The organism is Planctomycetaceae bacterium, assembly GCA_041398785.1.
Taxonomy (GTDB): domain Bacteria; phylum Planctomycetota; class Planctomycetia; order Planctomycetales; family Planctomycetaceae; genus JAWKUA01.
On record JAWKUA010000014.1, the window covers coordinates 1 to 13,614 of the forward strand.

Below are 13,614 nucleotides of genomic sequence, written 5' to 3' on the forward strand. Positions count from 1 at the left end.
GGTAATCGCGTCGACGTCGGTCAACCTCGCGGAATTGCTGCGGCAGACCGGTCGACCGCAGGAAGCATTGTCAGTGGCCAACCGGGCCGTCGAGTTTGCGGAAGAGATCTACACCAATCAGGTCGAACCCGTCGACGCGAACACCACGCTGGTACCGGCTCACGGGTGCCGGGCACATGCCCTGCAGGCTCTCGGACGGTATTCCGACGCCGTCTCCGACTGGGACCGCATCGTCGCCGTTGCCAGGAATCCCGTCCGCCCGGCTCACTTCGTATCGCGAGCCTACTGCATGGTCCAGGCGAAGCAGTTCCACAATGCAGCGGCCGAAGCCATGCGGCTGGCAAGCGAATCTCAGGTTCACCCGGACAATCTCTACAACGTGGCCTGCATTCTGTGCCTGTCCGCTCCGGCGATGCCCGACACCACCGACGCGTCAAACAACGATCAGCCAACGCAGCAGCAATGCGTGGAAACCGCTTTGACGCTGCTGGAACAACTGAACCAGAGCAAGTACTTCGACGACGCTGCACGAGCCGCGCACGTTCGAGTTGACTCCGATCTGACCGTGCTGCACGACGAGCCGCGGTTCCGACAGTTGTTCCCCGCGACGCCGGATGCTCAAGACGTCCCGTAGATGCGATAAATCGCTGACCAACGGCCGATCGTCCGGGCCGGCTACTTGTCGGCCGGTGCGACTTCCGATGGCACCGACTTCAGGCCGACGGTGTTCACGGCGATGACGCGATAGATGTGCTTCGCGCCGGCGTCGGCGGTCGTGTCGGTGAATTGCATGGGCACCAGCGGCTGCGTGGGTGTGTCGCTGTACTGCAGATTCTGAAAGATCGGACGCCCGAACGGGTTGCGGGCGTTCTCCGGCACGCTGGCCAGAACCTTTCCGTCACGTTCGATGATGAAGCCTGCCAGACCGCTTTCGACGTCGGCTGCCGCATCCCAGCGAAGTTCGCTGCCGCTTACGCGCAGGTTGCCCGGTGCAGGCGGCGGAGTTGTATCGGCGACACTTGTGTCCCGAACATATTGCATCCAGCTTTGGGCAATCGCTTCGTTTGGCAGCCATGCTGCCTGCAGTGGATCGCCGTCGAAGTCTGCAGCCCGAACTGCTTCCGACCCGATGGGCTTCGCCAGCCAGATTCCATCCGCAGGCATGGCGTTAAGCGGTGCGCCGCTGGTTGCCGGAAGTCGAATGCTCAGACACGCGTCGAGCCACGGAATGGCGAAGTACCGCTGATTGCCACACTCGTGCGACGTCAGCGGATCGACGGCCACACCGATCAGACCGCCTCTGCCGCGAACTTCACCGAAGAATGCCTGGTTGGCGGGCCATACACCGGCAAAGCGCCCGTTCGTGTCCGTCACGCCTTCCTTCGTCCCGAGGTTACACATCACCGGGACGCGAAGCGCCGCGTCGGGCAACTCGTGATGTTTGATGGTCGATCGTTCCGGGTTCGGTTTCAGCAGGGGCACGCCGGAACGGAGCCACGCGGCCGCCACACGTTCCGGATGCATCAGCAGCATGCCGCCCGCCCAGTGTCCGCCGCCGCTGTGACCCCACAGTGCCCACGGTACCGTTGCAAGCTCCGGATGCCCGGACATCTCACCGAGATCTGCCAGGCACTTCTGAAACGCCGCGTCCGATCCATTGCGAGGATCGCACCACATCTGGCAGTCGGCTCCTTCAGGCTGTTCGTATGACGGAGCCAGCAGCGCACAGCCGTGCTTTTCGGCAAGCGCCTGCCAGTGCAGATCGAAGGCTCCCGTCAGTCCGGACTTGCACGAACCTTCGCCGCAACCGTGCTGATGGACAACGACGCCTCGCAATACATCGACGCTACCCGGAATCCAGATCGTGTAATTCACCGGAAAGATCAGCTCGCCCGGCTTGCTGGAACCCTCGTAGCGCACCCGGTAATACGGCGGGGTCGCTTCCGGAAAGACGTCGTACGGAGCGTTCTGTGCAACGACGACCGAGGGCAGAGCGAACAGCAATACGATGCTGTGACACAACGTCGAAACCGTGCGTGAGAACATCATGTGGACCCTGTCGCAAGCTGGATTTGGATTCACCGGAATGATCAACGCCGGCATTGTGAACAATCCGCCGCGTCGCCGGTACCGAATGAGCGTCGACGACAGCCGTCAAGCGCTGGTGAACGGTCTGGCTGTCGTCGCCATGAACTACAACGGGATGTTTCGTCAGGTGCGCGACAGCGGACGTCCTCAGATCGATTTGTCGCGACCACCGCCTCGCGCGTGGCTGTCGCTTGCCTTCACGAGCGTTGGCAAACAAGCTGTGCCGGTTCTGAACCGCTGATAACCCCGTTTCACGAGAACCGCGATGCAGCGACTTTCGATCGGTCCACTCTATTACGAATTCAGTCGTCACAATGAACCGCGGCTGACGATCCGGCCGGGCGAAACGCTGCAGGTCGAATCGGAGGACGCCTTTTCCGGACAGATTCGCACCAACGACGACCGGCGCGACAAGTCAAAACGCCCGTTCGGGAATCCTCAGACGGGCCCGATTCTGGTCGAAGGTGCCGGCCCCGGCGATACGCTGGCGGTCACGATTGACGACATCCAGCCACTGATCGGCCAATGCGCCACGCGCACCAGTGATCCCAGACAACTCGCGCAGTGGCTGGGCGACGATTGCCCGCACGGCACACATGTCTGCCCGATCCGCGACGGCCTGATTTACTGGAGCGACCGGATCACGCTGCCCTATCGGCCGATGCTGGGCTGCATCGGAACGGCGCCCGGCACAGGCGTTCCGACAACCGGTCCTGCCGGACCGCATGGCGGCAACATGGACATCATCGAAACCTGCCCCGGCAACACCGTGTATCTGCCGGTGTTTGTCGAAGGTGCCTACCTGTATCTGGGTGACGCCCACGCAGCCATGGGCCACGGCGAACTGTCGGCAAGCGGTCTGGAAATGCCGGCGCGCGACAACCATCACCGTGAACCTCCTCAGGAATCAGTCGATCCCCGCGCGCATTGAATCTCCGGACGAAATCATGACGATCGCAACAGGGTGTCCGATGGAACGGTCTGTCGCTCAGGCGTTTGCCTGGCTGATCCTGTGGATGGAATCTGACTACGGCTGGAACCGCTGGCGCTACGACCTGCTGACTCATGCGGCACAGATTTCGGTCGGGTACTACGACATCGGAACCGTCGCCACAAAGATCGCAAAGTCCCTGGTGCAACTGTCCTGAACGAAGTCGTCCTGATAACGGAACCCGGATCTGATGAACGAACGCGAACTGAACAACCGCACTGTTCTGGTCACCGGAGGTTCGCGGGGCATTGGCCGCGAATGCTGTTTGCGACTGGCCGAAGCCGGCGCGAAGGTCGCGGTCAACTACCGAGCCGGCGCCGAAGCCGCCCGCCACGTTGTGGAACAGATCCGCGCCGGCGGCGGAACAGCGATTTCCTGTCCGGGCGATGTCTCTCAGCCCGCTCAGGTCGATGCGATGATTGCTCAGGTCCGAAGCGAACTGGGTCCGATCGAATTACTGGTCAACAATGCGGGTGTGTTCGAATTCACGACACACGACAGGGCTTCGTTCGAAACCTGGAAGACGATGCTGGATATCAATCTGACGGGCTGTTACCTGACCACCTGGGCGGTCAAGGACGAAATGATCGAACGTGGTTTCGGGCGCATCGTGAATGTCTCGTCGATCGCCGGCCTGGTGGCTCGCCCGATGTCGATTGCCTATTCGGTCAGCAAGGCGGGTGTTGTGGCACTGACACGCAGCCTGGCGGCCGCCGTCGCCGAACACAATGTTCGCGTGAATGCTGTCGCCCCCGGATTGGTCGACACGGAGATTCTGTCCGGCGTCGATCACGATTCTCTGAATGCGCTGATCGCATCGACTCCGATGAAACGCATCGGAAACGCGAAGGAAATTGCGGAACTTGTCCTGTTCCTGCTGTCCGAACGGTCCAGCTTTACGACCGGCCAGACGATCGTTGCCAGCGGCGGTCGAGTGATGCTGCCATAACAGGCGTCCGGACAACACTGAACAGTGATCCGACCAATGACCGGCGCTGCATGCACACCGGGAATCGTTGAGCGCCCGTTGTTATACTCTGGACCTTGCAACTCCGCGAAGCCCGTGCGTATCCTGCATATCCTTCCTCACGGATTTCTGGTTCACGCCCGAAACTGCCTTCCTGTGTAATGCCGCCCGTAGCCATAAGGAGTCCGACATGACCGACGCCGGACTGACATGGCGCAGTGTCTTCGGAACTCCGCTTTGTGCCGCCGTCCTGACACTGGTGACCGGCGGTGCTTCTGCCGCTCCTCCCGATCCGCTGCTCACGACCGTGTTCCCGGCCGGATGTTCGGCAGGCACGACGACGGAACTGACGCTGTCCGGCACTGATCTTGAGGAACTGCGCACGGTGCAGTGCAATGCCGACGGAGTCGCGTTTGAATTCGTGGAAGCGAATCGCGTTCGCATCAGCGTGCCGGACGATGCGGTTCCGGGGTACTACGACATTCGGGCTGTGACGTCGCATGGAATCAGTTCGCCGCGAACCTTCGTGATCAGCCATCAGGAGGAGTTCACCGAAACGGAACCGAATTCCGGGCTGCCGGACGCTCAGCGGGTTCCGATGAATGCCGTCATCAACGGACAGATCAGTGAATCGGGTGATGCTGACTGCTTTCGCTTCGACGCCGTCGCCGGGCAGCGAGTGATCATCGACTGCGCGGCCCGCCGGATCGATTCCCAACTGCGTGCCGTCCTGAAAGTGTTCAGCGATCAGGGTCGTCAGCTTGCCGTAAACCGCGGTTACTTCGGCGTCGATCCGCTGATCGATTTTGAAGTTCCCGCGGACGGGCCATACATCGTCCAGGTGCAGGACCTGACGTCAGCCGGCGGCGGTCAGCATCTCTATCGGCTCGACATCAGCAGCACACCGCGCGTCCTGTTCACTCGGCCGGATATCATTCAATACGGCCAGTCAGCGAAGGTCGAATTGTTCGGCTGGAACCTGAGTCCCGGTTCCAAAACGAACATCGCTCCGTCAGGGACACTGCAAACGGTCACGGTCCACCTCCGGGCACCGCCGAAACCATCGGCATCGGGCGATTCTTCTGAGACGGTTTACACAGCGACATCGTCAAGCCCCGCGATCGCGCAAAGGCCGCCGGCGTCAGCGGCGGTGAGCGACGAATTTGCCTGGCACCTGCCTCATTCGTCGGCGGCGATCACGTTCGGGCTGACCGACGTTCCCGTTGTCGTCTCCCGCGCCGGGATCCATTCACCAGAGTCTGCGCAGAATGTCCAGGTACCATGCATCGTTGCAGGACAGCTTGCGGAATTGCACCAGCAGGACTGGTTCGCATTCGATGCTCGGCGCGGTGAGGTCTTCCACATCGAAGTCATCGCCGATCGCCTGCAGTCGCCGGTTGATCCGGAGATCAGTGTCTGCGACGAAACCGGCGATCGGGAACTGGCCTGCTTCAGAGACGAAGTGCGAAACATCGGCGGGACGATGTGTTCGACCAGTCACCTGGACCCGTGCGGTCGCTGGGTTGCTCCGGTGGACGGCAGGTTTCTGATTAACGTCCGAAACATCGGCGGCGGAGCTGCCAGGGATCCGCGTCGAATTTATCGGCTCAGCGTTCGCCGCGAGGAACCGGGATTTCAACTGGTGGCGGTACCGCGCCGCGATGGATTCGGACGCGTGAATCTCCGTCGCGGAGGACGGGAAATTCTCGACATCGTCGCTCTGCGTCAGCGCGGTTTCAGCGGGGCGATTCGAATTTCCGCGGACGATCTGCCGTCGGGTGTCGAATGTCCGGATGTGTGGCTGGGGCCGGATGTCGAACGCGGCGTGATCGTTGTGTCGGCGGACCAGGCGGCCGACGACGCACTCGGAGTTCTCAGACTGACCGGGACGGCCGAAGGTTGCGACGCAGTTTCCGTTCGGTCGGCCACCGTGGTCAGACCGGACACTCCGCAGGTCTGGAGCCGGCTGACGTCACAGACGCCGCTGGCCGTCACCGGCGATGCGCCGCTGGCGGTCACCGCAAGTGCCGAAGAAATCCTGGAACACCATATCTACGGACCGTTGCAGGTTGAGCATGCTCCGGGCAGTGTGCTGGACGTGGCGGTGCAGATCGATCGGCGCGACGGCGACCAGGGGGCTCCCGTGCGACTTTCCGCGGTCGGCCTTCCCGCACTGATTCGTGATGAAACGGCCGTGATTCCGCAGGGACAGCACAGGGGCTATATCAGCTTCTACCTGCCGCCGTCGCTTGCTCCCGGCCGCTATTCGCTGGCCATTCAGGCGGAAACAACAGTGCCGACTCCCGACCAGAAGTCCGAGCAAATCGTCGCTATCAGCAATGCTGTGACGTTCCGCGTCAAGCCGGCCGCGTTTCTTATTGAAGCTGATCGATTCGCGCCGAAAGTCGTGCAGCGCGGGGAGACGTTTCAGATTCGGTACGCATCGCGGCGGCAGAACGGCTTTATCGGGAAGATGCACACGGAACTCGCGGCCCCCGGAGTCATCACCAATGTTCCCGGACTGCGCAGCCGCGGCGAAACGTTCGTCGGGCAGACGGATACCGGTTCGCTGCAGATTGAAGTCAACGCTGACGCGCCGCTGGGACATCAGCAGTTTCTCAGACTGTTTACCGTTGGTGTCGTGGAAGATGAGCCCGTGTTTTTTGGCAGTTGTTTTGTGCCTCTGGAAGTTGTGGAATGAAGCATCCCATGACCGTGACAACAACAACTCGCGCTGTGCTGCTGTTACTGGGAGTGCTGGTTCCGCTCGGTTCCGGAGCTTCCGCCGCGGACAGCGTACCGGTTCGGTTCGCGACGGATGTCGTGCCGGTATTGACTCGGCTGGGTTGCAACGGCGGCGGCTGTCACGGCAAGGCCACTGGCCAGAACGGATTTCGCCTATCGCTGCTGGGCTTCGAACCCGACTTCGACCATGAGGCGATCGTGCGGGAAGGCCGCGGTCGTCGGCTGTTTCCCGCAGCTCCGGAGCAAAGTCTTCTGCTGCTGAAGGCGACTGCCGCATCACCGCACGGCGGTGGAAAACGGCTCGATCCCGCCAGCGACGATTACCGACTTTTGCTGCGGTGGATCGTCGAAGGTGCCCGCCCGGCGGATGTGTCTGATCCGACAATTGAACGCATTGAAGTGACGGCGCCCGAACAGACGCTGACCCCCGGTTCGTCGATACAACTGTCCGTCGTCGCGTGGTTCTCGGACGGCACTTCACGCGATGTCACGCGGCAGTCAGTATTTCAGTCCAACGAACCCGATATCGCCGACGTGGACGAAAGCGGTCTGCTGACGACCGGCACTCAGGCCGGAATCGTCGCCGTGATGGCTCGGTTCGGAGACCAGATTGCTTCCTTCGGCACAGTTTTGCCGTTCGCGCGTGACGCAGCGGCGGCTGCAGAAGCCGAACGAAGACTCAGTGAACTCGAACAGGTCGTCGGCGATTCTGAATTCGATCGCTTGCTGATGCAGCAGTGGCGGCGACTGGGAATTGTGCCGTCGGAGCCAGCGGACGACGCCACGTTTCTGCGCAGGGCCACGATCGACATCTGCGGCACGCTTCCCACGGTGGCGGAAATTCAGGACTACACCAATGATGTCCGTCCCGATAAGCGCGCCCGTCTGATCGACCGACTGTTGGAGCGGCCCGAATACGCAAGCTACTTCGCACTGAAGTGGGCCGATATTCTTCAGAATCGCGGTGCCGGATATTCCACCAGCCGCCAAAGGGCCGGGACAACACTGTTCGCCGGCTGGGTTCGTGATTCGCTGGCCGCCAACAAGCCGTATGACCAGTTTGTGTCCGAGATTCTGACTGCCAGCGGAAGCCAGAGCGAGAATCCGCCGACAATCTGGTATCGCACGGTTCGTAAGTCGCCGGAGTACGTGGAATCGGTGGCTCAGGCGTTTCTGGGTGTTCGCATTCAGTGTGCTCAGTGTCATCATCATCCGGCGGAACGGTGGAGCCAGGCGGATTACTACGGCCTGGCCGCCGTGTTCGCACGCGTTGGTCGAAAGGGCGGATTTGCCGATGCCGAAGTCCCGACGAACGAAACGATTTTCGTCAGTGACACGGGACAGGTTGTGCATCCGAGAACTCAGGAAGTGCTTCGTCCCACGGCACTCGGCGGCGAAATCTTTGAAATCCGCCGCCATGAAGATCCTCGCGTCAAACTCGCCGAATGGATGGCACGTCCTGACAATCCCTTCTTCGCGCGGACGATGGTCAATCGCATGTGGGCTCACTTCCTGGGTCGCGGGATCATTCATCCCATCGATGACGCCCGCAGCACGAATCCGCCGAGCAATCCGGAGCTGCTGGATGCTCTGTCAAACGACTTCATCGCCAGCGGTTTCGACATCAAACACCTGATTCGCAGGATTGCCGGCAGCTATGCCTACCGGCTGGAATCAATTCCGAACGACAGCAATGCCGGAGACACACAATCCTTCGCGCGCTTTTATCCCCGGCGACTGCCGGCGGAAGTTCTGCTGGATGGATTCAGCCAGGTTCTGGAAGTGCCGACGGAATTTCCGGGAGGCATCCCCGTCGGAACGAGAGCGATCGATCTGCCGGATGAAAATGTTCCCGCCGGCTTTCTGGATGTTTTCGGCCGCCCGGCGCGGATGTCGGCCTGCGAATGCGAACGAGTCGACGCGCCGGCGCTGACTCAGGCGCTGGAACTTGTGAACTCCGCCGAGATCCAGCGAAAACTCGTGCATGAAGACGGATACGCTCAGCGCGTGGCAGCCGGCAATCAGCCTGCTGCGCGGCAAGCCACGGAAATGTTCCTGAAGACTCTGGGAAGACCGCCGCGCCCCGAAGAACTTGACGTGGCTGTTGAGTTTCTGGAATCACAGTCGGACAAGGCCGAAGCGTGCCGCTCGCTGCTCTGGTCACTGCTCGCGACGAACGAATTTCTGTTCAATCATTAACACCGCCGAAGGGGAGCGGCATTCGTTCGCTCTTGTCGGGGAGACTTCCATCGTGCTGCAACTTACCGGTCCATCGTTCCGGAACTGCGCCGGATTGACGCGTCGCAATCTGCTTCAGATCGGAATCCCCGCACTCGGACTGGGACTGTCCGACCTGCTGCGTCGGGAAGCCCGCGCCGCCGAATCCGGTCGTGCGGCCGGCGGCAAGTCGATCATTGTGTTCTGGACTGACGGCGGTCTCAGTCAGCAGGACACCTATGACCTGAAACCGGATGCTCCGGCGGAGTATCGCGGCATGTACTCGCCGGTCACAACATCCGTTCCCGGGCTGGTCCTGGGCAATCTGCTGCCGATGCAGGCTCAGGTGGCGGACCGGTTTTCCATCGTCCGTTCCGTCCATCATGAAAACGGCATTCACGCGCCGTCGTCGCACTGGATGCAAACCGGCTACTTCGGTCCGACTCTGGCTCGCAACGCGCCGCAGAAGCCGTCGTTTGGATCGGTGATTTCCAGAACGCTGGGTTCCCGGCAGCCGCCCATGCCCGCGTACATCACGATGCCCAAATCGGAAGCGTTCGGATATCAGGGTGCCGTCTATCTCGGGAAGGCGTTCAATCCGTTCGAGGTGATCGCCGACCCGAATGACGCGGAATTTCAGCTTCCGAATCTGACACTTCCGGCCGGTCTGTCTGTGAGCAGCGTTGAGTCGCGACGATTTCTGCTGAAACAGTTCGATACGCTTCGGCGCGACATTGACGACAGCGGTGTGATGGACGGACTGGACACCTTCAAGACTCAGGCACTGACCATGGTTGCCGACGACCAGATGCGGGCTGCGTTCGACATCGGCTCCGAAAAGTCCGCATTGCGGGATCAATACGGTCGCCATCGGTACGGCCAGAGTGCGCTGCTGGCGCGGCGGCTGATTGAAGCGGGAGCACGCTGCGTCAACATCAACACCGGCAACTGGGACCATCACGACAACATCGCGAAAGGACTGGAAACACACCTGCCTCCTCTGGATCGCGCGATCGCCACATTGATTCAGGATCTGGAAGACCGCGGAATGCTGAACGATGTGATCGTTTACTGCGTCGGTGAATTCGGACGCACTCCGAGGATCAACGGTCATGCCGGACGCGATCACTGGTCGGACTGCTTCAGCGTATTGCTTGCCGGCGGAGGAATTCAGGGCGGACGAATCGTCGGCGCCAGTGAGAAATGGGGCGGCAGCGTCGCCGAACGACTGGTCACACCGCTCGACCTGCTGGCAACGATCTACAACGTTCTGGGAATCTCGCCGGGGACACACTTCGACGATGCCAGCGGCCGACCGATCAGCATCACCGGCAGCGGCAAACCCATTCACGAACTGCTGTAACCCGCGCAACGCTCAGGCCCGCGGCGCGGACTTCCGCCTCCGGCCAGGAACGACGACGACGGATCGCCGCGGAATGCGCCGACCAGACTCCGTGCGTTCGCCCCGGCAGAATTTCAGCTCACGCGACAGGATTGGCTGCGTCGAAATGCGTATGATCTCGCTGGCCCGCGTTTCTGAGCCTGCACGTTCACAGACAACCGCCATTCCATGGAAAACGTCACGCAGATTCTGCATCAGGTCGAAGCGGGTGACGCCGGGGCGGCGGCGAAACTTCTTCCGCTGGTCTATGACGAATTGCGGCGGCTGGCCGCAAGGCAAATGGCGGTCGAAAAGGCAGGCCATACGCTGCAGCCCACGGCGCTGGTGCATGAAGCCTGGCTGCGGCTGGCGGGCGATGCTTCGTCTCAGCAGTGGAACAGTCGCGGGCACTTTTACGCAGCGGCCGCTGAAGCCATGCGCCGCATTCTGATCGAATCGGCTCGCCGGAAGGCCAGTCTGAAGCGAGGCGGCGAACTCAACCGGGTGGAACTGCCGTTTGAGGCGATCGCAACATCGCCGGAAAATGACTGGGCGGGTCTGCTGTCGCTGGATGAAGCCCTGACGAAGCTTCGGGATGTCGACTTTGATTGCTACCAACTGGTGATGCTGCGATTTTTCAGCGGCCTGACCGTTGAGGAAGCTGCGCGGTCGCTCGACGTGTCTTCACGCACCGCGAAACGCAACTGGAATTACGCCCGGGCGTGGCTGCAGCGGGAAATTGACAGCGAACCTGCGGATCCGCCGTCATAATCACAGCCGGGTCAGGCGGCAGGCGTCATGATGAACAACCGGGAGAAATCGATCTTTCTCAACGCGCTCGACATCGAGTCGGATGAGGAACGGTTCGCCTACGTGAACAGCGCCTGCGGGAATGACCCGGAACTGCGCCGTTCGGTGCAGTCGCTGCTGGCGTCTCACGAAAAGCCGTCAGGCCTTCTGGATGACAGCAACGATCCGCGCGCGGAACTGCACCGGCATGTGCAGCAGGCTGCCGAAGCGTTCGAGTTGTCGAATTCCGAATTTGACGCGGACGGGTCGTGTTCGGTGGATCGAACCGGTGAAACGATTCGCGGCTTTCGCCTGATGGAAAAACTCGGCGAAGGCGGTTTCGGGCAGGTCTATGTGGCTCGCCAGGACCAGCCGGTCAGACGCGATGTGGCGATGAAACTGCTGAAGCCGGGAATGGATACAAAAGAAGTTCTGGCACGATTCGAAGCGGAACAGCAGGCGCTGGCACTGATGAATCATCCGAACATCGCTCAGGTGTACGATGCCGGTGCGACGAAGGAAGGCCAGCCGTTCATCATCATGGAACTGGTCCGCGGTGTTCCGATCACAACCTTCTGCCGGAAGAAGAAACTGTCGCTTCAGGAGCGGCTGGCGCTGTTTGCCGATGTCTGCAAAGCCGTGCATCATGCGCACCAGAAGGGCGTCATTCATCGCGACCTGAAGCCTTCGAACGTGCTGGTGGCGATGCACGACACGACCGCTGTCGTGAAGGTGATTGACTTCGGAGTCGCCAAGGCCATCAATCAGCCCCTGACGGACAAGACAATCTACACGCGGTTCGCACAGCTGATCGGGACTCCCATGTACATGAGCCCCGAGCAGGCGGAGATGAATGCGTTTGATGTCGATACCCGCAGTGATGTCTATTCGCTGGGCGTGTTGCTGTATGAGCTGCTGACCGAATTGACGCCGTTCGATCAGATGCGAATGCAGACCGCGTCGTTCGACGAAATGCGGAAGATGATTCGTGAGGAAGAGCCGCCTCGCCCGAGTCTGCGGCTGTCGACGGCACGTGCGATGAAAGTGGAGACCGGGACGGATGTTGTCGCGGACCGGCTTGAGCTTGCCGGCCGCCTCCGCGGGGATCTTGACTGGGTGGTGATGAAGGCTCTGGAGAAGGATCGAGTCCGCAGGTATGACACGGCCGCGGACCTGTCTCGCGACGTGCAGCGTTATCTGAATGCGGAGCCGGTGGTCGCTCGTCCGCCTTCGCAGTGGTATCGATTCCGAAAGTTCTACGGCCGCCACCGGCTGGTGCTTGTGGCGACTTCGGTCGTTCTGTTTTCGCTGGTGAGCGGCACTGTCGTCAGCACGTGGCAGGCCATTCGGGCAACACGTGCACAGCAGGAAACCGAACGGCTGAGGCGGGAAGCGGTCGATTTTGCTCAGCGCCTCCGGGACGCCAACATCCTCCTGGTCAGCGCGCGAGCCAACTTCGATCAGGGGCGGATTCAGCAGGCTTTTGAAGACTACACGCGGGCCACGGAGTTGTCGCCGGACCACTTTCTGACCTGGGCCGGCCGAGGTTCGCTGCTGGCGACACTTGGAGCCTGGAAGCCGGCCGCCAGCGACTACGCGAGGGCAATCGCGCTGGGAACGCCCGCCGACGATCCGTCCTGGTGGGGCGTGCCGCAGTTGTGTTTCTATGCGGGGGAACGCGAGGCGTACGCGGCGATCTGTGATTCGCTGTCCGACAAACTGGATAAGTCGAAGGATGCGGCGCTGATCACGCTGGCGTGTCGGTCCATCTGCCTGCAGCCGATCGAACAGGATCGCGCGGCATCGCTGGCGGCACGCCTGGAGTCGCTGCTGGAACATTCCAATCCGCCGCGACCTCCATTCGGCCCCCCGGATGACCGAGCGCGTGGTCTTCCGGAAAATGACCGGCAGCGTCCGCCGGCGCCGGGTCGACCGTTCGGCCCGGGCGTTCCGCAGCTCGGCTTACCGCGCGAACTGACCGCGTATGCCGCAGCCATGGCCCACTACCGAAACGGCAACTTCCACCGGGCAAAGGAACTGCTGCAGTCCAGCCGCCGCGATTCGTTCTTCGGCGCCGGTGCAATGCAACTCGCGATGCCGCTGTTGTCGCTCGTTCAGCACCGGCTAGGCGAAACCGATGCCGCCCGGAAGTCACTTTCCGCCGCGACCGCCGAACACACGAAGTGGATTGAAAGCATGAGCACGTCCGGTACCGCACGGTTTCCGTGGTTCGACGGCGTGGAAGCGTACATCCTGCTGTCGGAAGCGTCCCTGCAGATCAACGGTCGGCCTGTGGATCCGGCGCCGATGGCGAAGCTGGAATCCGCCGCCCGGGCGATGCTCAGACGCTGAATCCCGCAGACGATCAGTCCTCTGCGAAGCGTCTCGGTTCGCCGCATCTTTGTCCGTTTGGGATTTTCGCGAAATGTGCTGTCA

General features: G+C 61.4%; 11 protein-coding genes. 10 read left to right on the forward strand and 1 reads right to left on the reverse strand.

Translation table 11 applies throughout. The features are described 5' to 3' along the window. The coding region (locus R3C19_16435; GenBank protein ID MEZ6061934.1) for a tetratricopeptide repeat protein at nt 1-634 on the forward strand (634 nt) is incomplete at its 5' end. A 41-nt stretch (nt 635-675) separates the two neighbouring features. Here R3C19_16435 and R3C19_16440 read toward each other — a convergent pair. After that, nucleotides 676-2,049 (reverse strand): hypothetical protein, encoded by a 1,374-nt coding sequence (locus tag R3C19_16440; GenBank protein MEZ6061935.1) that lies wholly within the window; start codon nt 2,047-2,049, stop codon nt 676-678. Between the two features lie 37 nt (nt 2,050-2,086). On the opposite strand from R3C19_16440, the gene R3C19_16445 reads away from it, so the two are divergent. The 9 genes from R3C19_16445 (at nt 2,087) to R3C19_16485 (ending at nt 13,530) form a co-directional block, all read left to right on the forward strand. Beyond that, entirely contained in the window at nt 2,087-2,329 is a 243-nt protein-coding gene (locus R3C19_16445; protein MEZ6061936.1) for a hypothetical protein, read from the forward strand. Between the two features lie 24 nt (nt 2,330-2,353). After that, nucleotides 2,354-3,019: an acetamidase/formamidase family protein gene (locus R3C19_16450; GenBank protein MEZ6061937.1), complete on the forward strand. Its 666-nt coding sequence runs from the start codon at nt 2,354-2,356 to the stop codon at nt 3,017-3,019. A gap of 16 nt (nt 3,020-3,035) precedes the next feature. Further along, the gene (locus tag R3C19_16455; GenBank protein ID MEZ6061938.1) at nt 3,036-3,236 is read left to right on the forward strand and encodes a hypothetical protein; all 201 of its coding nucleotides are present in this window, start codon (nt 3,036-3,038) and stop codon (nt 3,234-3,236) included. Nucleotides 3,237-3,269: 33 nt separating this feature from the next. Further along, nucleotides 3,270-4,028 carry an SDR family NAD(P)-dependent oxidoreductase gene (locus R3C19_16460; protein ID MEZ6061939.1) on the forward strand — a complete coding sequence of 253 codons (759 nt, stop codon included), beginning with the start codon at nt 3,270-3,272 and terminating at the stop codon, nt 4,026-4,028. 208 nt (nt 4,029-4,236) lie between these two features. Beyond that, nucleotides 4,237-6,747, forward strand: a complete 2,511-nt coding sequence (locus R3C19_16465) for a PPC domain-containing protein (GenBank protein MEZ6061940.1) — start codon at nt 4,237-4,239, stop codon at nt 6,745-6,747. Then, nucleotides 6,744-8,990, forward strand: coding sequence for a DUF1549 and DUF1553 domain-containing protein (locus tag R3C19_16470; GenBank protein MEZ6061941.1), 2,247 nt, complete (start codon nt 6,744-6,746; stop codon nt 8,988-8,990). The genes R3C19_16465 and R3C19_16470 overlap by 4 nt, the downstream gene beginning before the upstream one ends. 94 nt (nt 8,991-9,084) lie before the next feature. Continuing rightward, entirely contained in the window at nt 9,085-10,371 is a 1,287-nt protein-coding gene (locus R3C19_16475; protein ID MEZ6061942.1) for a DUF1501 domain-containing protein, read from the forward strand. A 207-nt stretch (nt 10,372-10,578) separates the two neighbouring features. After that, entirely contained in the window at nt 10,579-11,160 is a 582-nt protein-coding gene (locus tag R3C19_16480; protein ID MEZ6061943.1) for a sigma-70 family RNA polymerase sigma factor, read from the forward strand. 27 nt (nt 11,161-11,187) lie between these two features. Then, nucleotides 11,188-13,530, forward strand: a complete 2,343-nt coding sequence (locus tag R3C19_16485; protein ID MEZ6061944.1) for a serine/threonine-protein kinase — start codon at nt 11,188-11,190, stop codon at nt 13,528-13,530. The last annotated feature ends 84 nt before the right edge of the window (nt 13,531-13,614 follow it).